General features: G+C 67.3%; 25 protein-coding genes. 8 read left to right on the top strand and 17 right to left on the bottom strand.

What is annotated here, in order from left to right:
* Positions 1–143 precede the first annotated feature (143 nt).
* From B5V46_RS11510 to mazG, 6 genes are all read right to left on the bottom strand, one after another.
* Positions 144–1583 carry a YdiU family protein gene (locus B5V46_RS11510; RefSeq protein ID WP_080616733.1) on the bottom strand — a complete coding sequence of 480 codons (1440 nt, stop codon included), beginning with the start codon at positions 1581–1583 and terminating at the stop codon, positions 144–146.
* Between the two features lie 122 nt (positions 1584–1705).
* Complete coding sequence (locus tag B5V46_RS11505) at positions 1706–2185, bottom strand: VPLPA-CTERM sorting domain-containing protein (protein WP_231119098.1); 480 nt, start codon at positions 2183–2185, stop codon at positions 1706–1708.
* A gap of 445 nt (positions 2186–2630) precedes the next feature.
* Positions 2631–3566, bottom strand: a complete 936-nt coding sequence (locus tag B5V46_RS11500) for a nucleoside hydrolase (RefSeq protein ID WP_080616731.1) — start codon at positions 3564–3566, stop codon at positions 2631–2633.
* A gap of 116 nt (positions 3567–3682) precedes the next feature.
* A complete protein-coding gene (locus B5V46_RS11495) occupies positions 3683–4690 on the bottom strand; it encodes a Fe(3+) ABC transporter substrate-binding protein (RefSeq protein WP_155774034.1) in 1008 nt (335 codons plus the stop codon).
* A 205-nt stretch (positions 4691–4895) separates the two neighbouring features.
* Entirely contained in the window at positions 4896–5579 is a 684-nt protein-coding gene (locus B5V46_RS11490; protein WP_080616730.1) for a VPLPA-CTERM sorting domain-containing protein, read from the bottom strand.
* Positions 5580–5810: 231 nt separating this feature from the next.
* The gene (gene mazG, locus B5V46_RS11485) at positions 5811–6659 is read right to left on the bottom strand and encodes a nucleoside triphosphate pyrophosphohydrolase (protein WP_369822780.1); all 849 of its coding nucleotides are present in this window, start codon (positions 6657–6659) and stop codon (positions 5811–5813) included.
* Positions 6660–6758: 99 nt separating this feature from the next.
* Between mazG and speB the strand changes: the two genes are divergently transcribed.
* The 5 genes from speB to B5V46_RS11460 all read left to right on the top strand — a co-directional run bounded on the left by speB (position 6759) and on the right by B5V46_RS11460 (position 11059).
* The gene (speB, locus tag B5V46_RS11480) at positions 6759–7739 is read left to right on the top strand and encodes an agmatinase (RefSeq protein WP_080616728.1); all 981 of its coding nucleotides are present in this window, start codon (positions 6759–6761) and stop codon (positions 7737–7739) included.
* Complete coding sequence (locus B5V46_RS11475) at positions 7736–8215, top strand: DUF1499 domain-containing protein (protein WP_080616727.1); 480 nt, start codon at positions 7736–7738, stop codon at positions 8213–8215. The genes speB and B5V46_RS11475 overlap by 4 nt, the downstream gene beginning before the upstream one ends.
* A 31-nt stretch (positions 8216–8246) precedes the next feature.
* A complete protein-coding gene (gene prfA, locus B5V46_RS11470; RefSeq protein ID WP_080616726.1) occupies positions 8247–9299 on the top strand; it encodes a peptide chain release factor 1 in 1053 nt (350 codons plus the stop codon).
* Positions 9296–10141 carry a peptide chain release factor N(5)-glutamine methyltransferase gene (gene prmC / locus B5V46_RS11465; RefSeq protein ID WP_080616725.1) on the top strand — a complete coding sequence of 282 codons (846 nt, stop codon included), beginning with the start codon at positions 9296–9298 and terminating at the stop codon, positions 10139–10141. Before prfA ends, prmC begins: the two co-directional genes overlap by 4 nt.
* A gap of 114 nt (positions 10142–10255) precedes the next feature.
* A complete protein-coding gene (locus B5V46_RS11460) occupies positions 10256–11059 on the top strand; it encodes a DUF4167 domain-containing protein (RefSeq protein ID WP_369822779.1) in 804 nt (267 codons plus the stop codon).
* Between the two features lie 89 nt (positions 11060–11148).
* Here B5V46_RS11460 and rsmA read toward each other — a convergent pair whose 3' ends face one another.
* From rsmA to lptF, 6 genes are all read right to left on the bottom strand, one after another.
* On the bottom strand, positions 11149–11997 hold the full coding sequence (gene rsmA, locus B5V46_RS11455) for a 16S rRNA (adenine(1518)-N(6)/adenine(1519)-N(6))-dimethyltransferase RsmA (protein WP_080616723.1): 849 nt from the start codon (positions 11995–11997) through the stop codon (positions 11149–11151).
* 80 nt (positions 11998–12077) lie between these two features.
* A complete protein-coding gene (gene pdxA / locus B5V46_RS11450) occupies positions 12078–13061 on the bottom strand; it encodes a 4-hydroxythreonine-4-phosphate dehydrogenase PdxA (RefSeq protein ID WP_080616722.1) in 984 nt (327 codons plus the stop codon).
* Complete coding sequence (locus B5V46_RS11445; protein WP_080616721.1) at positions 13058–14290, bottom strand: peptidylprolyl isomerase; 1233 nt, start codon at positions 14288–14290, stop codon at positions 13058–13060. Before B5V46_RS11445 ends, pdxA begins: the two co-directional genes overlap by 4 nt.
* 28 nt (positions 14291–14318) lie before the next feature.
* Positions 14319–16487 carry an LPS-assembly protein LptD gene (locus B5V46_RS11440; protein ID WP_080616720.1) on the bottom strand — a complete coding sequence of 723 codons (2169 nt, stop codon included), beginning with the start codon at positions 16485–16487 and terminating at the stop codon, positions 14319–14321.
* Complete coding sequence (gene lptG / locus B5V46_RS11435; RefSeq protein ID WP_080616719.1) at positions 16487–17587, bottom strand: LPS export ABC transporter permease LptG; 1101 nt, start codon at positions 17585–17587, stop codon at positions 16487–16489. Before lptG ends, B5V46_RS11440 begins: the two co-directional genes overlap by 1 nt.
* Positions 17584–18702: an LPS export ABC transporter permease LptF gene (lptF, locus tag B5V46_RS11430; protein ID WP_080616718.1), complete on the bottom strand. Its 1119-nt coding sequence runs from the start codon at positions 18700–18702 to the stop codon at positions 17584–17586. The genes lptG and lptF overlap by 4 nt, the downstream gene beginning before the upstream one ends.
* Positions 18703–18835: 133 nt before the next feature.
* Between lptF and B5V46_RS11425 the strand changes: the two genes are divergently transcribed.
* The 3 genes from B5V46_RS11425 to B5V46_RS11415 are packed head-to-tail and all read left to right on the top strand — an operon-like array spanning position 18836 to position 21222.
* Entirely contained in the window at positions 18836–20305 is a 1470-nt protein-coding gene (locus tag B5V46_RS11425; protein ID WP_080616717.1) for a leucyl aminopeptidase, read from the top strand.
* Positions 20306–20350: 45 nt separating this feature from the next.
* Positions 20351–20755, top strand: coding sequence for a VOC family protein (locus B5V46_RS11420; protein ID WP_080616716.1), 405 nt, complete (start codon positions 20351–20353; stop codon positions 20753–20755).
* Positions 20756–20763: 8 nt separating this feature from the next.
* Complete coding sequence (locus tag B5V46_RS11415) at positions 20764–21222, top strand: DNA polymerase III subunit chi (RefSeq protein WP_080616715.1); 459 nt, start codon at positions 20764–20766, stop codon at positions 21220–21222.
* 19 nt (positions 21223–21241) lie between these two features.
* On the opposite strand, the gene B5V46_RS11410 is transcribed toward B5V46_RS11415, so the two are convergent.
* From B5V46_RS11410 to B5V46_RS11390, 5 genes are read right to left on the bottom strand one after another with little or no spacing between them, the layout of a single operon-like run.
* Positions 21242–21718, bottom strand: a complete 477-nt coding sequence (locus B5V46_RS11410) for a PaaI family thioesterase (protein WP_231119097.1) — start codon at positions 21716–21718, stop codon at positions 21242–21244.
* 59 nt (positions 21719–21777) lie between these two features.
* A complete protein-coding gene (locus B5V46_RS11405; protein WP_080616714.1) occupies positions 21778–22359 on the bottom strand; it encodes a TIGR02281 family clan AA aspartic protease in 582 nt (193 codons plus the stop codon).
* Positions 22360–22419: 60 nt separating this feature from the next.
* The gene (locus tag B5V46_RS11400) at positions 22420–23040 is read right to left on the bottom strand and encodes a MarC family protein (RefSeq protein ID WP_080616713.1); all 621 of its coding nucleotides are present in this window, start codon (positions 23038–23040) and stop codon (positions 22420–22422) included.
* 3 nt (positions 23041–23043) lie between these two features.
* A complete protein-coding gene (locus tag B5V46_RS11395) occupies positions 23044–24894 on the bottom strand; it encodes an ABC-F family ATP-binding cassette domain-containing protein (protein ID WP_080616712.1) in 1851 nt (616 codons plus the stop codon).
* 42 nt (positions 24895–24936) lie between these two features.
* Entirely contained in the window at positions 24937–26382 is a 1446-nt protein-coding gene (locus B5V46_RS11390) for a sodium:alanine symporter family protein (protein ID WP_080616711.1), read from the bottom strand.
* Positions 26383–26406 lie beyond the last annotated feature (24 nt).

Here is a 26406-nt window from a genome sequence, read left to right as displayed (position 1 = left end):
GAAATCGGGAAGGGGAGTCGAAAATATCGGATTGTCGACATGGCTAGCCCGAACTCCGGACCGGGCAAAGTAGAATATCCGGCGGCCCGCTGCGGCGGGCGCGCGGATCAGGGCCCGGATCAGGGCCCAGAACAGGGATCGGATCAGGTGCCGCAGAAGGTCTGCAGGACTTCTTGGTGAGGGGCGGGCGGGGCGCGCAGATCCTCTGCCCCGGGCCGGGTCTCGAAGGGGCGTTCCAGGACCTCTTGCAGGCGCCGGAACGGGCCGAGATCGCCCTCGATCGCGGCCGAGATCGCAGCCTCGATCCGGTGGTTGCGCGGAATGTAGGCCGGGTTCGCGGCGCGCATCCTGGCCTCGGCCTCTGGCTGCGTCGCCGCCTCGCGGCCGAGCCGGGCTGTCCAGTCCCGGGCCCAGTCCCCGAAGCCTGCGCGGTCGCGGAAGCCCGCTCCTGCGCGGCCCTCGGCCAGATCGCGGAAGGTGTTGGTGAAATCGGCCCGCTCGGCGGCCATCAGGTCCAGGAGCCCGTGGATCAGTTCGGCATCCCCGGGCTCGGCACCGGCCAGCCCGATCTTCGGGCGGAAGACCTCGAGCCAGGCCGCCTTGAAGAGGTCGGGAAAGCCGTGCATCGCGGCGGTCGCCTGCTCGATCGCGCGGTCGCGGTCCGGGTCGATCAGCGGCAGCAGCGCGCTGGCCAGCTGCGCCAGGTTCCAGGCGGCGATATCGGCCTGGCGGTCATAGGCATAGCGGCCATAGGCGTCGATCGAGCTGAAGACCTGGTCGGGGCGGTAGGCATCCATGAAGGCGCAGGGGCCGTAATCGATGGTCTCGCCCGCGACCGAGGTATTGTCGGTGTTCATCACGCCATGGATGAAGCCCGTGCCCATCCATTGCGCGACCAGCCGTGCCTGCGCGGCCAGCACTGCCTGCAGCATGTCGAGCACGGTTTCCGTCCCGGGGTAGTGGCGGGCCATCACATGGCGGGCCAGCGCCTCCAGTGCGTCGTTGTCCTGGCGCGCGGCGAAATACTGGAAGGTGCCGACGCGGATATGGCTTGCCGCGACGCGCGTCAGCACCGCGCCGGGGCGCACGGTCTCGCGGATCACCCTCTCGCCGGTCTCGACCGCGGCCAGTGCCCGGGTGGTCGGGATGCCCTGCGCATGCATCGCCTCGGAGACCAGATATTCGCGCAGTACCGGGCCGAGCCAGGCCCGGCCGTCCCCCATCCGCGAATAGGGGGTGCGGCCCGCGCCCTTGAGCTGGATGTCATGGCGGGTGCCGTCGGGGGCCAGGACCTCGCCCAGCAGGATCGCCCGGCCATCGCCCAGCCGGGGCACGAAGCCGCCGAACTGATGCCCGGCATAGACCTGCGCCAGCGGATCGGCGCCCTCGGGCAGCCGGTTGCCCGCCAGCATCTGGACGCCGTCCTCCGAGGCCAGCGCCCCGGGGTCGAGGCCGAGCGCCTCTGCCAGTGAACCGTTCAGCGCGATCAGACGCGGCGCGCGCACCGGTTCGGGCGCCTGGCGGCTGTAGAACCGCTCGGGAAGGCGGGCGTAGGAATTGTCGAAGCGGATCGAAAGGGTCATGCCGCCGAGATAGGCCGCATGCCGTGGCTTTCCAGCCGGGCAATGGCTACGAAAAGGCCCCCGGGTGAGTGCCGGGGGCCTTCTGCATGGAAGCGTCGGAACAGGACGGCTCGCGCCGGCTCTCAGCTTTTCTTCTTGCGACGCAGCGCGGCCAGGCCGCCGAGCCCGCCCAGCAGCATCAGGCCCGCCGCCGGCACCGGCACCGGCGCGACGGTGATCGAGGCCAGCTTGTAGGAGTCCGTCCAGCCATCGGCGCCGAAGCTGATCGAGGTGCCGGTCAGCCCGCTCAGCGGGTAGGGGTTCGGCCCCGAGCGCTCTTCGGGAGAGACCAGCACGCCGTCGACGAACAGGTCGAAGCTGTCGGCCATGCTCCAGTACGAGAACAGGACCTGCGAGAAGTCGACGGTCTGGCTGAACGACAGGGTCAGCAGGTCGTTGCCGAGGAAGCCGTCGATCTCGGAGCTGTCGAGGAACCCGCCGACACCGAGCCCGGCACTGCTCTGAGAGACAGAGCGGTCGCAGGACAGCGAGGTCGAGCAATCCGTCACCAGGATCGTGTCCGGGTTCGGAAAGTCGCGGTAGACGCCGGCATAGGCGCTCACCGTGACCCCGTCGACGGTCAGCTGGTTGTTCGCATCGAGCGATGCTGAGGTGAAGTCGAACGTGGCGGCTGATGCCGAGCCGCCAATAAGCATGACCGCGGCTGCCGCGGCACAAGACGTCTTGAACACTGGTATTTTCCCCGTTTCTTCAAAATCTGAAGCGCCTGTGGAATAATGCAGGCGATATGCTCATAGCATTCAGGGGCTCTTCGAGCAACAAATCTGGCTTGTTTTCGAAGGAAACGGGGCGTTACTTTGACGATTCACGTTTTGCGTGCAAATTCTTGGGTTTTGTTGCCTTTTTGCGTGTCGCGTTAAAGTTGATATCCGGAATACCACGGAATTCTTCGCAATGCCGTGGAAATTGTTTCCGATTTTTGCGAAGTCTTTGTTACAGGCTTCAAAAATCATTCCCTGATCGCAATTGACGGCTCCGATCCGGGGCTCATAGCCGGCCAAGCCGCTCTGTCAGCAGCGCGAAGAAGCCATCGGCATCGAGATCGCCCATGAAAGTGGCATTCGGCGCGCGGTCCGATACCCGCCACCAGTCTGCCACGGTCATTCCGCGGGTAAAGCGGCCCTCGGTCTCTATCTCGACATTGACATGGCGGCCGCGGAACAGCCCGGGCCTGATCAGATGGGCGATGACGCAGGGGTCGTGCAGCGGCGCGCCCTCCGAACCGTATTTCTCGCGGTCATAGCGTTCGAAGAAATCGGTCATCGCGGCAACGGCCTGGCCGACCGCCGTGTCGAGCGCGCGGAACGCGTCGTTGCGGGGCTTGGTGACCAGCGCCTTGTGGGTCACATCCAGCGGCATGACGGTCAGCGGCACGCCCGAGGCGAAGACGATGGCCGCGGCTTCGGGATCGACGAAGATGTTGAACTCGGCCGCGGGGGTGATGTTGCCGACCTCGAAATAGGCGCCGCCCATCAGCACGATCTCGCGGATCTTCGGGCCGATCTCGGGGGCCTCGCGCAGCGCCGTCGCGATATTGGTCAGGGGCCCCAGCGGGCAGAGCGTGATCTCGCCCTCGGGTGCGGCGCGCAGGGTCTCGATCAGGAAGGCGACGGCATGCGCGTCTTGCAGCGGCATGGTCGGCTCGGGCAGGGTGGGGCCGTCGAGCCCAGTTCTGCCATGCACATGCTCGGCGGTGACGAGCTGTCCTGCCAGCGGCCGGTCGCAGCCCGCGAAGACCGGGATGTCGCGCCGTCCGGCCAGTTCGCAGACCATGCGCGCATTCTTCTGGGTCAGCGCCAGCGGCACATTGCCGGCGACGGCGGTCAGGCCCAGCACCTCGATCTCGGGGCTGGCCAGTGCCAGCAGGATGGCTACGGCGTCGTCCTGGCCGGGATCTGTGTCGATGATGATCTTGCGGGGCATGCGAGGTCTCCGGGAAAGCTGGCCCTGCAACGTGGCGCGGGCGCGCCGGTATGTCCAGCGCGCCCGCCTTTCGGGGCGGCGGCCCCGTCCCGCGGGGGCCGCCGCCCGAAACCGGTTCAGCCGTCGAAATCGACTTCCTCGACCAGCCTGAGCGCCGCCGCACGGTCGCGCGACAGGGCGATCAGGTTCACGTCATCGGCGGTGAAGCTGCCCCAGCTTTTCACCAGATCCGACGGCTCGGTGCCCGGCACGACCGGGTATTCGTAATTGACCTCGGCATAGATCTCCTGGGCATGCTCGGAGGTGAGGTACTCCATGAATTTCAGCGCCTCCTCGCGGTTCGGCGCGGCCTTGGTCATGGCAATGCCCGAGATGTTCACATGGGTGCCGCCGGTCTCGAAGGTCGGGAACAGCACGTTGACCGACTGCGCCCAGGCCTCCTGTTCGGGGTCCTTCAGCATCTGGCCCATGTAATAGGTGTTGCCGAGCGAGATATCGCATTCGCCGGCCCAGATCGCCTTGACCTGCGCGCGGTCGTTGCCCTGGGGCTTGCGCGCGAGGTTGGCCTTGACGCCTTCGAGCCAGGTCTTTGCGGCCTCTTCGCCATGGTGGTGGATCATCGCCGCAACCAGCGCCAGCGTATAGGCATGGGTGCCCGAGCGGGTGCAGATCCGGCCCTTCCATTTCGGATTGGCCAGGTCCTCATAGGTGGTGATTTCCGAGGGATCGACGCGGTCCTTGGCGGCATAGACGATCCGGGCGCGGGTTGTGACCCCGAACCAGTGATTGTCGGCATCGCGGAAGGCCGCCGGGATCTTCTCGGTCAGAACGGCGCTGTCGACGGCCTGGGTCACGCCCGCATCGACCGCCTCGGCCAGCCGCGCGACATCGACCGTCAGGATGATATCGGCCGGGCTGCGCATGCCCTCGGCCTGAAGCCGCTCGACCATGCCCTTGTTGAGAAAGGCGATATTGGTGGCGATGCCGGTATCCTCGGTAAAGGCGTCGAGGATCGGCTGGATCAGTTCGGGCTGGCGATAGGAATAGATATTCACATCGGCCTGGGCAGTCGGGGCCAGCGTGGCCGCAGCGGCGGTGGCCACAAGGGCAGTGCGCAAGGTCATGGGGTCTCCTGTCCGGTCTGGTGCATTCCGGTCAGGGTTAAACCCGACAATTTTTGTCGGGTCAAGGTGGCGAGGGGGGAGCCCGCTCACATCCGCTTGATCCGGCGTGATCCGCGGTCGTTCCGGCCGTAGGCCCTTCATTTGCGCCACTGGCAAGGTCATTGCGAGGGGCGGCGCTCTGGTCGTTGGAATGCGGGCGCGACCTTCAGCCCGGCCTATGGCGCCGCCCATTTCGCTCTGCCGGTGCAGCTTGTCGGAATCCGGTCCGCTTTCTCTGCGCCAGACCTATTGCCCCAAGTCCGCTCAGCAGAAGCCAGACACCGGCGGGAAGAGGAACCGCGGTAGGAGGCGTAATGACCACGCTCCCCTCAAGCCCCTGCACCATGGCAAGATCGTAGCCCGGCGAACCGCCGCCCGTCCCCAGCCCTTCGATTCTGATCGCGGTCACCGGGTCGGCAAAGCCAATCGATGCAAGATCAAGCGTTTCGGTTCCTCCTGTTCCGACTGTCCCAAGGAAGGTGAACCCGATACCGTCAGAGGATACATGCACATTGGCGTCCTCATCCGAGTTTCGGTCAACCTCGCTCACGAATATATCATCTCCCGTGCCGTCGAAGACGTAGCCACTTGAAAAGCCGACTGTGATGAAGGTTCCGGTCGGCAATGACACGAACGTGCTCAGATCGCCGTCAAGAGCGTTCGAGCTGTCCGAGAGCAGGACCGGATAGCCGCCGCCAGCGGTATCACCGCCGTAGGGGCCGAGGAGAGGGCCCGTCCCGGAGTCAAAGAAATCCAATTCAGTATCGGCTGTAAGTGTCGCCGCGCTTGCGCTCGTCGCCAGAACAGTTGCCAGGACCGTGGTTGAGGCGAGTTTTCCAAATGTCATCATGTCTGTTCTCCGATTTTTTCGGAATGCATGAGTGAGCGTAATTTACAGACCGTGGCGCCAATCCGGTCTTTCTGGCGAAAATGGAACTTGTACAAGCCTAAGTGTGTGGGAAATGGATGCCTGAGTCAACCTGAAGTAGATTTGAGCCTTTTCACGCAAAGATACGGCCCGTGCCGCGCCGGGGCTGTGTGTCGCCCTCCTGAGGCCGGTTTTCCCGGGCCCAGGGGCGGTTCAGCGACCGGCCTTTTCCTCGGCCTTCACCGCGTTCCAAAGCGCGTCCATCTCGGCCAGGTCCGACTCCTGCGGTCGCTTGCCCATGGCCGCCAGCCGCGCCTCGACCCCGGCGAAGCGGCGGGTGAATTTCGCATTGGCGGCGCGCAGGGCCTCTTCGGGCTCGATCTTCAGGTGGCGGGCGAGATTGGCCACGACGAACAAGAGATCGCCGAATTCCTCGAACACCTCGGCCTCGGTCAGGGTCTCGCGGGCCTCGACCAGCTCCTGCGCCTCCTCGACGATCTTGTCGACGACCTGCGCCGTCTCGGGCCAGTCGAAGCCGACCCGGGCCGCGCGTTTCTGCAGCTTGACCGCCCGGGTCAGCGCGGGCAGCGCCAGCGCCACGTCGTCGAGCACGCCTTTCGCCTGTTTGCCCGCCCGCTCGGCCGCCTTGATCGTCTCCCAGTCGCGGGTCTGCTGCTCGGCCGATTTCCCGCGATCCTCGCTGCCGAAGACATGCGGATGCCGCGCCACCATCTTGTCCGAGACCCGGTCCGCCACCGACTGGAAGTCGAACAGCCCCGCCTCGGCCCCCATCTGCGCGTGATAGACCGATTGCAGCAGCAGATCGCCCAGCTCGCCTTCCAGCTCGTCCCAGGCCTCGCGCTCGATGGCATCGGCGACCTCATAGGCCTCTTCGATCGTATAGGGCGCGATCGAGCGGAAATCCTGTTCGATATCCCAGGGGCAACCGGTCGCAGGGTCGCGCAGGCGCCGCATGATTTCCAGAAGGCGCGGCAGGCCGCCCTTGGGGTCATGGATCAAGCGGTCGGAATCCTCGGTCATCTGGGCCTCGCAATCTGGCATCGGCAGGAGTTGGACTAAGACAGGCCGGGGTGTAAAGCCGGGGCTGGAGAAAGGGAACCCGCGCGCTATCCTGCGCGGGGCGCGCAGGAGGGTCCGGCCATGGCACTGGAAGACGCGAAATCCGAGGTCGACGCGGCGATCACCCGCAAGGGGCATCGCGGGCTTGCCTACGAGAACGCCTTCGCGGGGGTGACCTCGTTCCTGCGCCGCAGCCTGACCAAGGATCTTGCGGGCGTCGATCTGGTCATCACCGGCATTCCCTTCGATCAGGCGGTGACGAACCGGCCCGGCACCCGTTTCGGGCCGCGCGCGATCCGCGAGGCCAGCACGCTGCAGGCCTTCGACCGGCCCTTCGGCTGGGGCTACAACCCGTTCGAGGTCTTCGACATCGTCGATTATGGTGACATGGCCTTCGATTATGCCAGCGTGGCCGAGTTCCCGGCCCGGGCCGAGGCCCATGTCGCGGGCATCCTGGATGCGGGGGCCGCCTGTATCGCGCTGGGCGGCGATCACTCGGTGTCCTTGCCGCTGCTGCGCGCCCACGCGGCCAAACACGGGCCGCTCGCGCTGGTGCAGTTCGATGCCCATACCGACACCTGGGCCGATGACGACATGGCCCGGATCGACCATGGCACCATGTTCGGCAAGGCCGTGAAGGCCGGGCTGATCGATCCGGCGCGCTCGGTCCAGATCGGCATCCGCACCGACAATCCCGACACGATGGGGATCACCGTTCTGGATGCACCTTTCGTGCATGACCATGGCCCCGCCGGCATCGCCGCCCGGGTGCGCGAGATCGTGGGCGAGGCCCCGGCCTATCTCAGCTTCGATATCGACGCGCTCGACCCGGCCTTCGCGCCGGGCACCGGCACCCCGGTCTGGGGCGGGCTGAGCAGCGCGCAGGCGGCGGCGATCCTGCGGGGTCTGCGCGGGCTGAGCATGGTAGGGGGCGATGTGGTCGAGGTCTCGCCGCCCTATGATCCGACCGGCGTCACCGCCATTGCCGGGGCGCATGTCGCGGTCGAGCTGATCTGCCTCTGGGGCTGGACCCGCCGCTTCGATACCGGAGAGGAGGCATGAAGATCCTTGCCCTGATCCTGCTGCTGGCCGGGCTTGCCGTTCTGGGCGGCGCGGTCTGGTTCCGCACCGTGCCCGACGATCCGGCGGTCTGGCATGTCGATCCGCTGACCGCGACGAAGCCCGCGACGCCCAATGCCGCGCTTGTCCGGCCCGAGGGCGGCGACCGCGCGGCGCCGGTCTATGTCCTCACGCCCGCGGCGCTGGCCGAGGCCTTTGATGCCATGGCGCTGGCCCAGCCGCGCACCTTGCGCATCGCGGGCACACCCGGCGATCTCTTCATGACCTATGTCCAGCGCTCCGCGCTCTGGGGTTTCCCCGACTATATCTCGGTCCGCATCCTGCCAGAGGAGGGCGGGGCCAGCTGGGCCGCCTTTTCGCGCTCGCGCTACGGCCATTCCGATCTTGGCGTGAACGCCAGACGGCTGACCGCCTGGCAGGCCGCGCTCGAGGCCCGGCTGGCCCGGCCAGCCTCTTGACCGTCCCCCGGCTTTCGCGCGACAGAGCGCCATGGTCCCGCTAGACAAACTTGAACAGATCTCGCGCCGCTTCGGCTATCTCGAAGCCCGGCTTGCCGAAGGCGCAGGGGGCGATTTCGCGCAGCTCGGCCGCGAATATGCCGAGCTGAAACCCGTGGTCGCCGAGATCGAGGCATATCGCGGGCTGCTGTCGGATATCGACACTGCCGAGGCGATGCTGAAAGACCCCGAGATGCGCGCGCTGGCCGAGGAAGAGCTGCCCGACTTGCGCGCGCGCCTGCCGGAACTGGAACAGGCGCTTCGGATCGCGCTTCTCCCCAGGGACGCGGCTGATGCCCGCCCCGCCATCGTCGAGATCCGCCCCGGCACCGGCGGCGAGGAGGCGGCGCTGTTTGCGGGCGATCTGCTGCGGATGTATCAGCGCTATGCCGAGGCGAAGGGCTGGCGCTTCGAGATCCTCGAGGAAAACCAGACCGAGCTTGGCGGGATCAAGGAGGTCACCGCCAATGTGCAGGGCGAGGGCGTCTTCGCGCGCCTCAAATACGAATCCGGCGTGCACCGCGTCCAGCGCGTGCCAGCCACGGAATCGGGTGGCCGCATCCACACCTCGGCCGCGACCGTCGCCGTGCTGCCCGAGGCGCAGGACGTCGATATCGACATTCCGGCCGGGGACATCCGGATCGACACGATGCGCGCCTCGGGCGCGGGCGGGCAGCATGTGAACACCACCGATTCGGCGGTGCGCATCACCCACCTGCCGACGGGCATAGTCGTCACCTCCTCGGAAAAATCGCAGCACCAGAACCGGGCCATCGCCATGGCGGTGCTGCGGGCGCGGCTTTTCGATCTGGAGCGTCAGAAAGCCGCAGATGAACGCGCCGCTACCCGCAAGGCCCAGGTCGGCTCGGGCGACCGCTCGGAACGCATCCGCACCTACAACTTCCCGCAGGGGCGGATGACCGACCACCGCATCAACCTCACGCTTTACCGGCTCGAGCAGATCCTCGCGGGCGATCTCGATGAAGTGATCGACGCGCTGATCGCCGACGATCAGGCGACGATGCTGGCCGAGATGGAGGGATGAGCGCCGCCACCGGCGCCGTCCTGCTGACCGCGGCCATCGCCCGGCTGCGCGCGGCCGCCATCCGCGATCCCCAGCGCGATGCCCGGCGGCTTCTGGCCCATGCGCTGGAGATCGCCCCGGGGCGGCTGACCCTCGTTCTGCCCGAGCCGGTTCCGGCCGCGGCCCGGGCCCGGTTCGAGGCCGCACTGCTCCGCCGCGAGGCGCATGAGCCGGTCTCGCATATCGTCGGGCTCCGCGCCTTCTGGGGCCGCGATTTCCGCGTCACCCGCGATGTGCTCGACCCCCGCCCGGAAACCGAGATTCTGATCGAGGCAGCACTTTCCGTCCCGTTTTCCAATATGTTGGACCTTGGCACCGGCTCGGGCTGCATCCTGCTGACGCTGCTGTCCGAACGCCCCGGGGCCTTTGGGCTCGGCACCGACATCTCGGCCGCGGCGCTGGCCGTGGCGCGCGGGAATGCCGGGCGGCTGGGCGTGGCGGGCGCGCGGTTCCTGCTGTCGGACTGGTATCAGGTGGTCGAGGGCCGCTTCGATCTCATCGTCTCGAACCCGCCCTATATCGCCGAAGCCGAGATGTCGGGCCTTGCTCCCGAGCTTGCTCATGAGCCGCGCGGGGCGCTGACCGATGGCGGCGACGGGCTCTCGGCCTATCGCGCCATTGCTGCCGGCGCGCGCGCGCGGCTTGCGCCGGGCGGGCGGCTTCTGGTCGAGATCGGCCCGACCCAGGCGCAGGCGGTGTCGGGCATCTTTGCGGCGGCCGGTCTTGAAATCCTGGCGGTGCTGCCCGATCTGGATGGCAGACACCGGGTTGTCGAGACCCGCGTTGCGGCATCGGGGACGTGACGTCAAAATGTTGCGTGCCGCGCGCGGCCCTCGTCAAATGGCCGCAATTGGTGTATTTACCTCTTGCCAGCGTCCTCGGCCCGTGTTTACTCAAGAGAGCGTTGGCGGAGCGCCGTGAAGGCGCCGCTCGCGCTAGACAAGCCAAAAAAGGTCGACAGGGGTTCATTTTTGAACCGCGCAAAAAGACGCGTGGCCCTGTCCAGAGATACCACCACTAGGCTGGAAACTAGAACACGCATGAGACCGTCCAAGTCACGTTCGCGCTCCAAGTCGAACCGTTCGCGCTCGATGGGCAATATTGTCAATCGGGTCTTCGACAGTTCGGGCCCCGAGGGGAAAGTGCGCGGTACGCCGCAACAGATCATCGAGAAATACAACCAGCTCGCACGCGATGCCCAGCTGGCCAATGACCGGGTCGCCGCCGAGAATTTCCAGCAGCATGCCGAGCATTACGCACGCCTGCTGGGCGAGGCCCAGCGCGAGCAGGAGGCCCGGCGCGAGCAGCAGGAAGCCCAGCAGCCCCAACAGCCCCGCAACCGCGACCGGGACGAGCAACCTCAGACCAACACGAATACCGATGAGGGCGAGCAGCCGGTGAGCCAGCCAAGCTCCGGTTCCAGTTCCAGTGGTGGTGCCGATGTCATCGACATGGCCGGCGATGACGGACGGGAAAGCACCCTGGTCGAAACCCCCGAGGAAAAACCGACGCCGAAACCGCGTCGTCCCCGCAAGCCGCGCGCGGTCAAGCCGAAAGGCGAGGCGGCCGATGCCGAGCCGGGCAGCGACGGCGAGGGGAAATCGGGCGACGGCAAACCGGACGAAGCCAAATCGCGCGCGCGCAAGCGGGACGGCAATGACGCTTCCGCCGAAGCCCCGGAGCCCTCGGACTCCCAACGCGAGGCCCCTGCGGCAGAGTGACTGCAGCAGGGTGACCGCGCCAGAGTGATGGCGGGACAAGACTGATCGGCGGCGCGCCCTGCGCCGCCTTTTTCATGCCGGTTTCCGGCCTAAGACCGGGCCTTCGCCAGCGCCCTTGCCAGCGCGCAAAAGCCCTCGAGCGGGATCTGCTCGGCACGCTCGGTCGGGGCGATGCCTGCCTGGCGCAACAGATCCTCGATATCCGGCGCAAGACCCTTGAGGCTCGACCGCAGCATCTTGCGCCTTTGCCCGAAGGCGGCGGCGACCACACGTTCCAGCACCGCCGGATCGGCCTCGAAACGCGGGCGGGGCAGGGCGGTCAGATGCACCACGGCCGAGGAAACCTTGGGCGGCGGCGTGAAGGCCTCGGGCGGCAGCCGCAGCGCGATCCGCGCCTCCGCCCGCCATTGCGCCAGGAGGGCAAGCCGTCCATAGGCCTTGCTGCCCGGCTCGGCCACGATCCGTTCCGCCACTTCCTTCTGGAACATGAGCGTCAGGCTCGACCAGAAAGGCGGCCAGACCGCGGGGGTCAGCCAGCGCACCAGAAGCTCGGTCCCGACATTATAGGGCAGGTTCGCGACGATCTTCACCGGCGCCACCAGATGGGCCAGCGGATCGATGGCCAGCGCATCGCCATTCACCACCTCCAGACGTCCCGGATAAGCCGCGGCGATCTCGGCCAGCGCGGCCAGACAGCGCGCATCCTTCTCCACTGCCAGCACGCGCCGCGCGCCCTCGGCCAGCAAGCCCCGGGTCAGCCCGCCGGGGCCGGGGCCCACCTCCAGCACATCGGTTTCGCGCAGATCTCCCGCCACCCGCGCGATCTTCGCGGTCAGGTTCAGATCCAGCAGGAAATTCTGTCCCAGCGCCTTCTTGGCCGACAGCTCATGCGCCGAGATCACCTCGCGCAGCGGCGGCAATCCGTCGATCGTGCTCATGCCCGCGCCCTTTCTTCTTCTTGGCGAAAATACCCGCCGGGGGTCCGGGGGTGGCAAACCCCCGGCATCGGTCGCATGGCCTAGTGCCGTCCCGCCGCGCGTGTCAGCGCCATCTCGCGCGCCAGCTTCAGCGCAGCGATCAGGCTCGACGGATCGGCCCGGCCGGTGCCCGCGATGTCGAAGGCGGTACCGTGATCGGGCGATGTGCGGATGAAGGGCAGGCCCAGCGTCACGTTCACACCTCCCGCGAAATCCAGCGTCTTGATCGGGATCAGCGCCTGATCGTGATACATCGCCACCGCAACGTCATAGCGCGCCCGCGCCTCTGGGTGAAACATCGTGTCGGCCGAGAGCGGTCCCTCGATCCGCATGCCCTCGGCCCGGAGCCGCTCCAGCACCGGAGCGATCAGCGAGATTTCCTCGCCGCCCATCGCGCCGCCCTCTCCGGCATGGGGGTTGAGACCTGCGACCGCCAGGCGCGGGCTCTCGATCCCGAAATCGCGGATCAGCGCGGTCTGCGTGATCCTCAGGCTCTGGTCCAGCAGATCGGCGCTCAGCGCCCGCGGCACCTCGCTCAGGGGGATATGGATGGTCACCGGCACCACCTTCAGCGCGGGCGCCGCCAGCATCATCACCACCCGCCGGACCCCGGCCAGATGGGCCAGATATTCGGTATGGCCAGGATGCGGAAAGCCTGCCCCGTCCTGCAGCGCCTTCTTGTGGATCGGCGCGGTGCAAAGAGCGGCCGCCTTGCCCTCCTGCACCAGCGCCACGCCGCGGGCGATGGCCTCGATCACGCCCGCCGCATTGGCCGTGTCGGGGCGGCCCGGAACGGCCGGGGCGGGGAAGGGCAGGCGCAGCACCGGCAGCGCGGTCGCAGCCACATGCATCGCCTCGGCGGGCGCATGGATCTCGGCATGCGGCGTTCCCTCGGGCAGGTGCCGGGGATCGCCGATCCAGAAGAAGGGCAGCCGCGCGCCGAGGCTCTGCCAGGCGCGGGCCGCGATCTCGGGGCCGATCCCGGCCGGCTCGCCGCAGCTCAGCGCGATGGGCAGGTCGGTCATGGCTCGCGGATGATGGCGTCGGCCTTCAGTTCGGCGAGATAGCTGTCGGCATAGCCGGCCAGACGCTGACCGAACAGTTGCCGCCGCACCGCTTCGCGGTCGATGCCGCCCCGGTCTGCCAGATCCGGGGTCCGGCCGCAGAGCATCAGCACCGACGCCGCCGCAGGCGAGCTGAGCCCGTAGGACACTTCGTTCTCGTCGAGCTTGGCAAGCTCCTGCGCCAGGTCCGGGGGCAGGTCGGCCACCGGCCGGGTCTCGCGCAGCAGCCGTTCGGGCGGCAGGCCGCGGGCCACGCCGTAAAGATCGTCGCAGGTATCGGCCCGCATCCGCACCTTCATCGCCTCGGCCAGCGTGCCGCCGGGGATGGTGAAGATCGCATAATCGACGGCAATGGCCTTCTGGCCCTGGGCCTTGCCCTCGCGCACAGAGCGCAGCTGGAACAGCACGATGGCATTGTCCATCTCGACCGGTTCCGAGACCTTGCCCGGTCCCAGCGCCAGGACCTGACCGGCGATCGAGGGCGGCAGTTTCGACAGCGGCATCCAGCCCATGCGGCCGCCCTGATCGCGCGAGCGCGACACCGAATACTTGCGCGCCGCAGCGGCAAAGGCGTCGGCACTGTTGATCGAGCCGCTCAGCTGGCGCGCCAGCGCCAACGCATCGCGCCGGTAATCCGGGGTATCGGCGCGCAGCACGATCTCGGACAACAGCACCTGGGTGCCGGCCGTGCCGCCACTGCCGCCTGCGGCCGACTGCACCGCGCGGTCGATCTCGGCATCGGTCACCTGCGTGCGGGGCCCGTATTTGCTGCGCACCACCTCGCGCCAGGCCAGACCGGCCTTGACGAAATCGCGGAAGCTTTCTTTCGAGACCCCGGCCTCGCCGATCACCGCCACGAACTGGTCGATATCGAGATCCCCGCGCGCGGCGAATTCCTCCATGCCTTCCTGCAGCGCCTCTTCGCTGACCGAGACGCCCAGCCGCTTGGCCTCGTCCATCCTCAGCCGGTCGTCGATCAGACCGTCAAGCGCGACCTTCTCGATCCGGGGCGGGTTGCCCAGCAGGCGCAGGAACCGGACCCGCTGCTCGAATTCGTAATTGGTGATCGCCGTGTCGTTGACATAGAGCCGCGGGGCGAAGGGGCCGCCCTGCTGTGCCCTGCCGTCATCGGCGCCGGTCAGCACCAGGATCGCCGCGGCCGCAACCGCCAGGCCAACGCGTCGGATCATGCCTGTCCTCCGTTATTCTTCTGCCTCATCAGCGCATGCATCGCCGCGCGCCGCCGCTCTTGCCACGCGACCCGAACCCGGCCAGTGAGACCGTGAGGTCGAAATCGGTGGACGGGTTCACATTAGTGGACGAGGTGAAGCGGCGCGAGAGGGAAACATCCACGCTGATGCATTCATTGCTGTATTCGAGCCCGATCCCGGCCTTGGCGGCCTCGTCGGCGACGAAATCGTAGCGCCAGTTGGCCTTGCCGGTCCAGTTCCGGTGAAAGTCGTAGGCGGCATCGACCAGCCATTCCGAGCGGTCCGAGAGGCGATCTTCCGACGGGTTGGCCTCGATCCAGAGCAGGCTCGAGCCGATATCGAAGGCGTCCTTTTCCCAATCGATCCTGAGATCGTTCTTGGTCAGCTCGAAGGCGTCGTCGAAGACCGCGCGGTTGGTCATGCTGACCTCGCTGCCGAAATCGAGCTTGACCGCCGTCAGCCAGTCCGAGCTGCTGCCGTCGAGCCCCGAGCCGCTGGCGAACTGGTCGCTGTCCTCGGCCCGCCAGATCCGCCCGACGGTCAGCCCGAGCGCCCAGCCGCTGGCGGCATAGCGGGTCCAGCCCAGCCCGGCATTGAGGCGCAGCCCGGTCTCGCGCGCATCCTCCCCGGCAAAGCGCGACATCGAGAACAGGTTGCCTTCGTCGAACTCGACCAGGACGCTGTCCTCGTTCGGGATCTCGCCATCATCCGCGTGGCTCCAGGCCAGCTGGATCACCGGCTCCAGCACCTGGGCGCTGCCATCGGCGGCGGCCTTGACCAGCGGCCAGCGCAGCTCGACCGCGGCGCCGGGGGTCAGCCGGGTCTGGCTGCCGCCATAGACCGCGTCATCGCCGATCTCGTAATGGTCGAGCGTGATCCCGCCAAGCGCGGCCAGCACCATGCCATTGTCGAGGATCCAGTCGCGGCGCCAGTCCGCGTCGATGGTCAGGCGCGCCATGTCCATGCCGTCGCCATAGCTGTCGAAATCGGGCCCGTCATTGGGATCGTCCGAATTCCGGTGCAGCGCGTCGGCCGAGAAGCTGAGCGTGGCCATGCCGCCGAGCAGGGCGGGGGCGACGCGGCGGCGGTATTCGACATCGCCGGCGATCGACGGAATGGTGGAATTGCTTTCGGAGTCGCGCAGCGTCTCGAGATAGCCGATCTCGGCCCGGATCAGCTCGTCGCGCCGGGCGCGGCTGATTTCGACCGAGCTTTCCAGCCGGTCCTGCTCGGAATAGCCGTAATCGAGCAGATAGGCCCGGTCCGACACCGTCTCGATGTCGAACTCGAGCTTGAAGTCGCGCGGCAGCTCGAAGCTGCCTTCGGCGAAGAGGTAATGCCGGGTCTCATCCTTGAGGATGTCGTCGCGCGAGACCGCGCCGTTGATCTCGATCTCGCCATTGGTGAAGGCGCGGCGATAGCGCAGTTCCAGCGTTCTGGTGCGGCTGGAAGAGATATAGGGCGTCAGGGTCAGGTCCTGCGAGGGCCCCAGCTCGATGAAATAGGGGATCTTGATGCCGGTCCCGAGCTGGTCGGTGAATCGGGTCGAGGGCGTCAGGAAGCCCGTGGCGCGCTTGCGCGAGGGGTCGGGGATGCGCAGCCGCGGCAGATAGAAGACCGGCACGCCCGCGACCTCGAGCCGGGCATTGTCGAAATAGATCTGGCCTTCCTGTTCGTCATGGATGATGCGGCTGGCCCGGATCTGCCAGAGCGGCATCTCGCCATTCGCGCAGATCTTGCAGGTCGAGGCGACGGTCTCGCCGAGCCGGTTGTAGCGTCCGGCGATGCGCTGGATGTCGGCGGCTGCGATCTGCAATTGCTGATCGAGAACCAGCCGGGCCGAGCGCAGGATACCCTCTGTCATATCGGCCGACAGTTCGGCGCTGTCGGCCAGGAATAACGTGTCGGCCCCGGTGGTCAGCGTGAGCGGCCCGTCGATGGCCAGGGTCTCGCCGTCGCGGTCATAGACGATGCGCGACGCGGAAAGCCGGGTCTCGCCGTAAAGCACCTCGACATTTCCATCGGCCACCAGCTGGCGCAGATCGCCCACCCCGATCCGGTCGGCGATCAGGGTCGCGGGCGGGCGGGCGGTCTCTTCGGCGCAAAGCCGCCCCGGCAAGGACAGGCTTGCCGTGGTCAGGGCCGTGGTCAGGGCGAGGGCAAGAAGGGCCCGCATCAACCGTCCTCCAGGTGCAGCAGCAATCCGAGCGACAGCAGAATTCCCGCAAGCGGCGGGCTCCAGGCCGCCAGGGCCACGGGAATCTGGCCATTCTCTCCCAATACCTGCGCGAAGTTGCGCAGGAAGAACAGCCCCAGACCGAGGCCAAGGGCCATCATCACCATCGTACCGGTGCGGCCGAAGCGGACATGGCGCATGGTGAAGGCGGCGCCCAGCAGCACCATCGCCACCATCACCGCGGGCATGGCCAGTTCCATCTGCAACCAGACCCGTTGCGGAAGCGCCGAGAAGCCGGCACGCTCAAGCCCCGAGATGAAGGTCGGCAGATCCCAGATCGCGACCGCAGCCGGGCGGGCAAAGCTGTCGCGGATGCGTTCAAGGGTCAGGTCGGAGGGCAGCACGAGTTGCGGCGAGACCACCGCCCGGGCCTCGGGATTGTCGATCCCGGTCCCGAAGCTCCAGCGCTTGGCATTGCGGATGTCCCAGCCCTGGGGGCGGAGCCGGGCTTCCTCGGCCTCGATCCGCCAGGCCGGATTGCCCTCTGCATCGAAGGCCAGGAAGGTGACGTCGTAGAAGCGCGTGGCCTGGGCATCGGCCCGCGCGGCGCGGATCACGGTCTGTCCGGCAAGCGAGCCCTGCCGCAGCCAGAGCCCTTCGGAACTGACCGAGAGCAGGCTGGCCTCGCGGCCCTTGTAGGCCGAAGACACGCTGTCATATTCGCGCGAGGTGGCGGCGATGATCGGGTTGAAGATCGCCACCGCGACCACGCCGTAGACCAGCGCCACCGCGACCGGCGCGCCCAGAATGCGCATCGCCGAGCGGCCCGAGGCGCGGGTCACGACAAGCTCGGAACTGCGGGCCAGTGCCAGAAACAGCGCCACCGTCGCCATCACCGTGACCATGGGCAGGATGGTGTAGAGATCGCCGGGCACCTTCAGCAAGGCCAGATGCAGGGCGCCGCCGACCCCGATCTGGCCGAGGTCGAAATTCCGCAATTCCTCGACCATGCTGATCAGGACCATGATGGTCCCGAAGATGCCCAGGATCCCAAGCAGGTACAGCGTGAATTTGCGCGCGATGTAGAAATGCAGCGTCATGCCGGCCGCTCCCGCCGCCTGCGGTGGCGCATCGCCGACAGCCAGATCAGCCCGAGCCCGATCCCGATGCCGGCCAGCGGCGGCAGGTAGGTCACGGGCCAGTAACTCGCGTCGCGCTGGGCCAAGCCGGCGGCGGTGTTGTTGAGGAAATTGACCGCGATCAGCAGCGTGATTGCAAGCCCGATCTGTCGCCCGAGCCCGAACCGCGAGAAGCCGCCGATCATGAGCGCCCCATAGCCGATCAGGGCGCCCGCCACGGCCAGCAACCCCTGCGCGGTACGGGCATGGCCCTCGTAGAGGAACACCGCCCGGGATTTGCCCGCGGCCTCGATCAGCTCGGGGCTCGGAAACAGCAGATCGCGCGTCGACATGACGTCGAGCGACGGGCGGCGGATCCGGGCAGAGCCGATCAGGCCGCTGATATCATAGGCGAAATCGTCGAATGTCGCGGTCGACAACCGCCGGTCCTCCTTGCGCAGCCATTGGGCCATGCCGTCGACCATCACCAGTTTCGGGCCGTCCTCGCTTTGCACGAGGAAGGCGCGCTTCGCGGTATAGGTGACGCGGGTGCCGGGGGTGGTGGCGTCCGACAGATAGATCTGCTTCAGCTCGCCGCTGCGGGTGATGTCGCGGATGAAGACGGTAATGCCCCCGGCCGGGTGCAGGAACTGCCCGGCCGACAGGAAGCGGGCGGTGAAATCGCGCGAGATCTCGGCTTGCCTCAGATCGAGCTGGGCGCGGCTGGCGGGCACCAGGAAATGGGTCAGAATGCAGATCGGGATCGCGACCAGCAGACCGAAGATCGCGACCGGCCGCGCCAGCCTCCAGGGGCTGCAGCCGAGCGCCTGCATCACCACCAGCTCGCTTTCATTGGTCAGCCGGTTGATCACGTAGACGGTGGCCGCGAAGGCCGCGACCGGCAGCACGAGACGGATCACGTTGGGAAGGGTGAGGGCCGCGAATTCCAGGAAGACCAGCGCCGACTGGCCGTCGCCGATGATGTCGTCGAACAGGGACACGCCCCGGTTGACCCAGTAGACCGAGACCAGAACGAGTGCGAAAAAGCCGAACAGGACGGTCAGCTGCGCCAGAAGGTATCGGTCGAATCTGGGCACGAATATCCTCGGCAGGTGCATGATCGGGCGGCAGATTAGACCAATCGCTCAGGGGGGAAAACTGCTATCTGGTAAAGCGCGGGGTGCGGCACTAGGTATGGGGCCGACAGATATGCCAGAGCAGGAGCCGCAGATGAGCACCCCCGTCGCCATTGCCTTTGCCGAAACCGATCTCGAAGCGGTCGCGGGCTCCGCTGGCCGCATCGCGGTCCTCGTCGGTGCCGAGGGCAAGCTCGATCCGGGGGCGCGGCGGGTCAACCGCCTGAGCCGCGGCGCGCTGGCGCGCTTCGTCGAGAGCGAGGCCTTCGCGCAGATGAAACCGGCCGAGATCGTGACGCTGGCCTGGCCCTCCGGGCTTGCGGCCGAAGCGGTCGACGTGGTGCGGCTCGACCGCAAGGCCAGCCAGGCCGAGGCCCGGCGGGCAGGGGCCGAACTGGCCAGGCGGCAGGGCAAGGCCGATGTGACTCTGCTGGCGGGCAACCATCCGCGCGCCGCCGACATCGCCTTCGGCTTTGCGCTGCGCGCCTACAGCTTCGATGCGCATCGGAGCGAGGACCCGGTCATCCCCGGGGCGGTGAAGGTGATGGTCGCCAGGCCCGAAGAGACCGCAAGCGCGGCCGGGCCGATGGCGGCGCTGGCCGAGGGCGTGTTCTTCACCCGCGATCTGGTGAACGAGCCTGCCAATGTGCTGACCACCGACGATTTTGCCGGGCGGCTGGCGGCGATGCAGGAGCTTGGGCTCGATGTCGAGATCCTCGAGGAGGACGAGCTGAAGGCCCTGGGTATGCGCGCGCTGCTGGCGGTGGGGCAGGGGTCCGAAAGCCCGTCCAAGGTGGTGGTGATGCGCTGGAATGGCGGCGCGCCCGATCAGGCGCCGCTGGCGCTCGTCGGCAAGGGCGTGGTGTTCGACACCGGCGGCATCTCGATCAAGCCCGGTCAGGGCATGGAAGAGATGACCATGGACATGGGCGGCGCGGCGGTGGTCGCGGGCGTCATGCGCACGCTCGCGCTGCGCAAGGCCAGGGCCAATGTCGTCGGCGTGGTCGGGCTGGTCGAGAACATGCCCGACGGGCGCGCCCAGCGTCCGGGCGACATCGTGCGCTCGATGAAGGGCGACACGATCGAGGTGATCAATACCGATGCCGAGGGCCGGCTCGTGCTGGCCGATGTGCTCTGGTACGCCCAGGACCGGTTCAAGCCCGCGGGCGTGATCGATCTGGCCACCCTGACCGGGGCGATCATCGTCGCGCTCGGCAATGCCAATGCGGGCGTCTTTTCCAATGATGACGCCTTCTGCGCCGATTTCCTGAAGGCCGCCGCCACCGAGGGCGAGGGCGCCTGGCGGATGCCTCTGGGTGCGTCCTATGACAAGCTGATCAAGTCGCGCCTTGCCGATATCCGGAATTCGGCCGGCCGGCCCGCGGGCTCGATCACCGCGGCGCAGTTCCTGCAGCGCTTCATCGCCGAGGACACGCCCTGGATCCATCTCGACATCGCGGGCGTGGCCCTGACGCAGGAGGAGACCCCGCTGGCGCCGAAAGGCGCGACGGGCTGGGGCGTTCTGGCGCTCGACCGGCTGGTGGCCGAGCGCTTCGAGAATTGAGGCTTCGGTGCTAGCATCGGATCGCAGAGGCCGAGGGAGACCCCGATGATCATTCCTGCGATCCGTTACCGCGACCCCGAGGCGGCACTGCTGTTTCTGGTGGGGGTGTTGGGGCTCGACGAGCATGTCGTGCGCCGCGATGGCGAAGGCGGCTTTCTCCATGCCGAATTGCGGCTGGGCGAGGGGCTGGTCTCGATCCGCGGCCCGGCCGGGCAGGGGCGGCTTGGTCCGCCTCCGGCCGGTCCCGAAGGCAGGGCCGCGCCGGACAGCCTGACGATCTATGCCGTGGTGCCCGATCCGGCCCGTCTGCATGCGCGTGTGCGCGAGGCCGGGGCCCGGATCGTTGCGCCGCTCTCGGGGGACGGCCCGGGCGGCAGTGCATTCTCGGTCGCCGATCCCGAGGGCCATGTCTGGACCTTCGGCAGCTACAATCCGCTTTCGCAGGACTGACCGGCCCTATGGGACAGGCGCTCTTCTATCATCTGACCCGGCATCCGCTGGAGGACACGCTGCCGATGCTGCTCGGAAAGGCGCTGGAGCGTGACATGCGCGTCGCGGTGCGCGGATCCGACCGCGACCGGCTGGCCCGGCTCGACGAGCGGCTCTGGATGGGCGAGGGCTTCCTGCCGCACGGGCTTGCGGGAACCGGCTTCGATGCCGATCAGCCGGTGCTGCTGACGGACGGGCCCGACATGCCGAACGGGGCGCGCTGCCTGATGGCGGTCGATGGCGCCGAGGTGAGCCCCGAGGAGACCCGCGCGCTCGAGAGGGTCTGCATCCTGTTCGACGGCAACGATCCGACAGCGGTCGAGCGGGCGCGGGAGCAATGGCGCGCGCTGACCGGCGCGGGGCTGGCCGCGCAATACTGGTCCGAGGAAAGCGGCCGCTGGCAGAAGAAGGCCGAAAGCGGCGGCTGAGGCCCGGTCCGCCGGTCCGCTACCGGGCGCGCGGGCGCAGCACCATCTGGGTCTGGATCACATTGGCCGCCAGCGTGCCGTCGCCGCGGGTGATGGTCGTCTGCCAGACCATGGTGCTGCGGCCGCGATGCAGCGGCACGGTCTCGCAGCGCGCGGTATCTCCGAGCGCCACGGTGCGGAAGAAATTGGTCTTGCTCTCGATGGTCGAGGTGCCTTCGCCCGCCTCGAGATCGATGTTCAGGAAGGTTGCGGTGCCGCCCAGATTGTCGGCCACCGCCATGATCGCGCCGCCATGCAGCGTGCCGTTCCTGTTGGTCAGGGCCTCGGTCACCACCAGATCGGCCACCACCCGCCCGGGAGCGGCCGAGACGATCTTCAGTCCCAGCAGCCGGGCGAAGGGCGGCTGGGCCGCGGCGATCTCTGCGATCCGGTCATCGGCCATCATGGCGGTGCTGTCGGTGGAGGTGCTGTCGGGGGCCTTGGGGGCGTCTGTCATCGGCTGTCTCCTCGCTGTGCGGACCAGCCTAGCGGGCCGGGCGGTCCGGTGCGAGATGCTCAGCGCGTCAGAATCATCCGGTCGCGGATGAATTCGATCCGTTCGAAGCGATTCAGATAGGCCATGCCCAGAAGCGAGTCGCGCATCTGGCCGGCATTGACGAAGGCGCGCAGGTTGCGGTCGACGATCGGGCCGATCGCGACGGTATCCAGCCGGACCGGCGCGGTCCGGACGGTGCCATTCGCGGTATGGGCCTCGCCGAAATATTGCAGCCCGTCGGGATCGATCCCCACCCGGGTGGCGTCCTTGCGGGTCAGCACCACATCGGTCGCCCCGGTATCGACGACGAAATGAAGCGGCGTGCCATTGACCTCGACCGTCATGTAGTAATGCCCGTCGGGCGCGCGCGGCACCTCGACACGCCGCTCCTCGCCGAATACGGTCTGGCTCGGCGCGACCTGATGGCGGATGTCCGACCAGAGCCCGAAGCCGGCAATCGCGCCGATGAAGATCAGCCCCCAGATCGCGGCCTGCTGCGCGACCTGACCCAGCCGCTGCCGGTTCGACAGCAGGAAATACCCCGCAATCACCGAGCCCAGCAGAACCAGATAGATCAGCCGTCCGAAATCGTCGCCCGTCATCACGCTCCCTTCGCCTTGATCCCTTGGATATAGGGTGCCCGCGCTTCGGCGCGAGGGGCGTCAGACCGGGGCAAGACCGAAATCCCTCAGCCCGTCGAGGATGAACTGGATCGAAAGCGCGGCCAGCAGCATGCCCAGCAGCCGCGAGACGACGACGATGCCGGTATGGCCCAGCGCGCGTTCCAGCAGGCTGGCCGTCATGAACAGCCCGAGACAGATGCCGATCACGCCGATCATCGCCAGATGCACAAGCAGCATGTCGAGCGGCGCCCGGTCGACCTGCCCGGTCAGGAGCACCATCGTCGCGATCGCACCCGGCCCCGCCATCAGCGGCGTCGCCAGCGGAAAGACCGACGGATCGGGCAGCTCTTCATGGGCGCGATCCTCGCGCTTCTTGCTGCGCCGCTCGAACAGCATTTCAAGCGCGGTCAGGAACAGCAGGATGCCGCCCGCGATCCGGAAGGCGGGCATCGAGATCCCGGCAAAGACCAGGACCTGTTCGCCGAAGATCCCGAACAGTGTCAGCACCGCCACCGAGATGGCGGCCGCGCGCAGGCCGACGACGCGGCGCTGCCGGGCGGACATGCCCTGGGTCAGGGCGACGAAGACCGGCGCCAGCCCGATCGGGTCGATGATCACGAAAAGGGTGACCAGGGCGCTGATGTAAAACCCGAACTCCATCGCTCAAGTCTCTGCTTTCTCAAGGCTTTCAAGCGCATCCATCCAAAGCGCCTCGGCCCGGTCCATCGCCTCTTCGGCCTCGGCGAACTTCCTCTGCCAGAGCAGGCGCTCATCGGCGCGGGCGGGGTCGTACATCTCCGGATCGGCCAGCTTTTCCTGCAGCTTCCGGCGCATCTCGTCGAGTTTCGCAACCCGGGCCTCGCATTTGCGGACCTCGGTGCGAAGCGTCAGGATCTCGTCGCGCGTGGCGCGCCTGGGCGCGGCGGCCCTGGCGGTCTGGGCCCGTTCGGGCGTGTCGGTGCCCAGCAGCATCTTGCGATAGGCGTCGAGATCGTCCTCGAAGGGCGCGACGCGCCCGCCCTCGACCAGCCAGAGCCGGTCGGCCACCATCGACAACAGGTGCATGTCGTGGCTGACCAGGATCACCGCGCCCGAATAGTCGTTCAGCGCCTCGGACAGCGCCTCGCGGCTTTCGATGTCGAGATGGTTGGTGGGTTCGTCGAGGATCAGCAGATGCGGGGCGTCGAGCGTGGCCAGCAGGAGCGACAGCCGCGCCTTCTGCCCGCCCGACAGCCGCGCGACCTCGGTCTCGGCCTGATCGGCGCCAAGCCCGAACCCCGCGAGCCGCGCGCGCAGCCTTGCGGGGGCCTCGTCGGGCCGTTCGCGGCGGATATGCTCGAGCGGGGTCTCGTCCAGATGCAGCTCGTCGACCTGGTGCTGGGCGAAATAGCCGATTTTCAGCTTGTTGGCCGTGGTCACCCGGCCCGACAGCTTGTCGAGCTTGCCCGCCAGCAGTTTCGAGAAGGTCGACTTGCCCTCGCCGTTCCGCCCCAGAAGCGCGATCCGGTCGTCCTGGTCGATCCTCAGCGACAGGCGCTGCAGCACCGCCTTGCCGTCATAGCCCACCGAGACACCCTCCATCGCCACGATCGGCGGCGACAGCTCCTCGGGCTGGGGGAAGCTGAAGGCGACGCGCGCCATCTCCTCGGGCGCGGCGATGGGGGGCATCCTCTCCAGCATCTTGATCCGGGCCTGGGCCTGCTTGGCTTTCGAGGCCTTGTAGCGGAAGCGGTCGACGAAGCTTTGCAGATGCGCCCGGCGCAGGTCCTGCTTCTTGGCCTCGGCGGCCTGCACCGCGCGCTGTTCGGCACGGGCCCGGGCGAAGGCGTCATAGCCGCCCGCGTAAAGCGTGAGCTTGCGATTCTCGAGATGCAGGATATGGCCGACCGCACGGTTCAGAAGCCCGCGGTCATGAGAGATCAGGAGGACCGTATGGGGATAGCGCGCCAGGTAGTTTTCCAGCCAGAGCGCGCCCTCGAGATCGAGATAGTTGGTCGGCTCGTCCAGAAGCAGCAGATCGGGGCGGGCGAAGAGCACGCCCGCCAGCGCCACCCGCATCCGCCAGCCGCCCGAGAAATCCGAACAGGGCATGTGCTGCTGGGCCTCGGAGAAGCCCAGCCCCTTCAGGATCGAGGCCGCCCGCGCCTCGGCCGACCAGGCGTCGATATCGGCCAGCCGGGTCTGGATCTCGGCGATGCGGTGGGGGTCGGTCGCGGTCACGGCCTCGGCCATGAGGCTGGCGCGCTCGGTATCGGCTTCCAGCACCGTGTCCAGTAGCGAGGTCGAGGACGAGGGCACCTCCTGCGCGACGCCGCCGATCCGGGCCTGCTGCGGAAAGGAGATCGCGCCCGAATCGAGCGTGAGCTCGCCCCGGATCAGCCGGAACAGCGTGGTCTTTCCGGCCCCGTTCCGGCCGATGAGACCCACCTTGTGGCCATCGGGAATGACGGCGGAGGCTCCCTCGAACAAAGGGCGCCCCTCGATGGAATAGCGAAGATCGTCAATGCGCAGCATGGCCCGTGCCTTAGCAGGGCACGGGCCGGTGGGGAAGCGCGATCAGGCGCCCCGCTCGGCGGCGATATCCGCGTTCCAGATCGTGCGGTCGATCCCCCTCGGGTCGATCTCGGGATGCTGCGAGAGCCGGAAACAGGGTTCAGCCCGGGTCTTGCGCTGCTCGAAATAGTCCTTCGTAAGCCGGATCACCGTGCCCGACAGCAGAACCAGCGCGACGAGGTTGATGGTGGCCATGGTCGCCATCGAGGCATCGGCGAAGTTGAAGACCTTCGTCACCGGCTGCACCGCGCCCCAGATCACCATGCCGATCTGGGCAGCCTTAAGGATCGTCAGCGGTACGCCGCGGCCGAGCCCCAGAAACTCCATCACATTCTCGGAATAGGCATAATTGCCGATGATCGAGGTGAAGGCGAAGAACAGGATCGCGACCGCGATGAAGGCCGGGCCGAAGGCGCCGATATGGACCGAGAGCGCGTTCTGGGTCAGCTCGGTCCCGGTGACCCCGTCGGGGCCATAGTCGACCGCGCCCGACAGCAGGATCATCAGCGCGGTCGCGGTACAGATCAGAAGCGTGTCGATGAAGACGCCCAGCCCCTGCACCATGCCCTGGCTCGAGGGGTGATGCGGGTCGGGCACGGCGACGGCCGCGATATGGGGGGCCGAGCCCATGCCGGCCTCGTTCGAGAACAGCCCGCGCTTGATCCCGTTCAGCGCAGCGGCCGCAAAGCCCCCGGCAAAGCCGCCCACCGCCTGGTCGATGCCGAAGGCGCTCTTGACGATCAGGGCCAGCAGGCCGGGGATCTCGGCGGCATGGACGACCAGCACATAGGCCGCGACCAGAAGGTAGATCCCGGCCATGAAGGGCACCACGCGTTCGGCGACGCTGGCAATCGAGCGGATGCCGCCGAAGATGACGATGCCGGTCAGCGCACCGATGACGAGGCCGGTCGCGAGTTTCGGGATGCCGAAGGCGCCGTCGGCGGCATCGGCGATGGAATTGGACTGCACCGCGTTGAAGATCAGCCCGAAGGAACAGAGGAAGAAGAAGCAGAACACATAGCCCAGCCATTTCGCGCCCAGCCCGTGCCAGATGTAATAGGCGGGGCCGCCGCGATACTGGCGGTCGGCGTTGCGCACCTTGTAAAGCTGGGCCAGCGTCGATTCGGCATAGGCCGTGGCCATGCCGACAAGGGCCACGATCCACATCCAGAACACCGCGCCCGGCCCGCCGAGATAGATCGCGACCGCGACGCCCGCCAGATTGCCGGTGCCGACCCGGCTGGCAAGGCTCACGGTCAGTGCCTGCAAGGGCGTGATGCCGCTGCGGTCCGACGCGTCCGAGCTGATCAGAACCCGGATGAATTCGGGAAAATGTCGGAACTGGATCCCGCCGAGGCGTATCGTGAGGTAAAGCCCGGCTCCGATCAGTCCCCAGATCAGGACATAGCCCCAGAGCACGGTGTTCAGGAAATCGACAATCACAGACATCAAATGACCCTTTTCACAGGCGCG

The organism is Rhodovulum sp. MB263 (assembly GCF_002073975.1).
In the GTDB taxonomy this organism is placed as follows: domain Bacteria; phylum Pseudomonadota; class Alphaproteobacteria; order Rhodobacterales; family Rhodobacteraceae; genus Rhodovulum.
Note: the sequence above shows the minus strand (reverse complement) of the source record. Positions and strands in the feature narration are given on the sequence as shown.

Coding starts and splice junctions, on each gene's coding strand:
- B5V46_RS11410 (WP_231119097.1), bottom strand. CDS start 21,718: ATGACAGACGCCCCCAAGGCCCCCGACAGCACCTCCACCGACAGCACC.
- B5V46_RS11400 (WP_080616713.1), bottom strand. CDS start 23,040: ATGGAGTTCGGGTTTTACATCAGCGCCCTGGTCACCCTTTTCGTGATC.
- prfA (WP_080616726.1), top strand. CDS start 8,247: ATGGTCCCGCTAGACAAACTTGAACAGATCTCGCGCCGCTTCGGCTAT.
- B5V46_RS11425 (WP_080616717.1), top strand. CDS start 18,836: ATGAGCACCCCCGTCGCCATTGCCTTTGCCGAAACCGATCTCGAAGCG.
- B5V46_RS11500 (WP_080616731.1), bottom strand. CDS start 3,566: ATGCCCCGCAAGATCATCATCGACACAGATCCCGGCCAGGACGACGCC.
- pdxA (WP_080616722.1), bottom strand. CDS start 13,061: ATGACCGACCTGCCCATCGCGCTGAGCTGCGGCGAGCCGGCCGGGATC.
- prmC (WP_080616725.1), top strand. CDS start 9,296: ATGAGCGCCGCCACCGGCGCCGTCCTGCTGACCGCGGCCATCGCCCGG.
- B5V46_RS11420 (WP_080616716.1), top strand. CDS start 20,351: ATGATCATTCCTGCGATCCGTTACCGCGACCCCGAGGCGGCACTGCTG.
- mazG (WP_369822780.1), bottom strand. CDS start 6,659: ATGCCAGATTGCGAGGCCCAGATGACCGAGGATTCCGACCGCTTGATC.
- B5V46_RS11490 (WP_080616730.1), bottom strand. CDS start 5,579: ATGATGACATTTGGAAAACTCGCCTCAACCACGGTCCTGGCAACTGTT.
- B5V46_RS11445 (WP_080616721.1), bottom strand. CDS start 14,290: ATGATCCGACGCGTTGGCCTGGCGGTTGCGGCCGCGGCGATCCTGGTG.
- B5V46_RS11395 (WP_080616712.1), bottom strand. CDS start 24,894: ATGCTGCGCATTGACGATCTTCGCTATTCCATCGAGGGGCGCCCTTTG.
- B5V46_RS11440 (WP_080616720.1), bottom strand. CDS start 16,487: ATGCGGGCCCTTCTTGCCCTCGCCCTGACCACGGCCCTGACCACGGCA.
- B5V46_RS11475 (WP_080616727.1), top strand. CDS start 7,736: ATGAAGATCCTTGCCCTGATCCTGCTGCTGGCCGGGCTTGCCGTTCTG.
- B5V46_RS11415 (WP_080616715.1), top strand. CDS start 20,764: ATGGGACAGGCGCTCTTCTATCATCTGACCCGGCATCCGCTGGAGGAC.
- B5V46_RS11510 (WP_080616733.1), bottom strand. CDS start 1,583: ATGACCCTTTCGATCCGCTTCGACAATTCCTACGCCCGCCTTCCCGAG.
- lptG (WP_080616719.1), bottom strand. CDS start 17,587: ATGACGCTGCATTTCTACATCGCGCGCAAATTCACGCTGTACCTGCTT.
- B5V46_RS11405 (WP_080616714.1), bottom strand. CDS start 22,359: ATGACGGGCGACGATTTCGGACGGCTGATCTATCTGGTTCTGCTGGGC.
- B5V46_RS11390 (WP_080616711.1), bottom strand. CDS start 26,382: ATGTCTGTGATTGTCGATTTCCTGAACACCGTGCTCTGGGGCTATGTC.
- speB (WP_080616728.1), top strand. CDS start 6,759: ATGGCACTGGAAGACGCGAAATCCGAGGTCGACGCGGCGATCACCCGC.
- B5V46_RS11495 (WP_155774034.1), bottom strand. CDS start 4,690: ATGACCTTGCGCACTGCCCTTGTGGCCACCGCCGCTGCGGCCACGCTG.
- rsmA (WP_080616723.1), bottom strand. CDS start 11,997: ATGAGCACGATCGACGGATTGCCGCCGCTGCGCGAGGTGATCTCGGCG.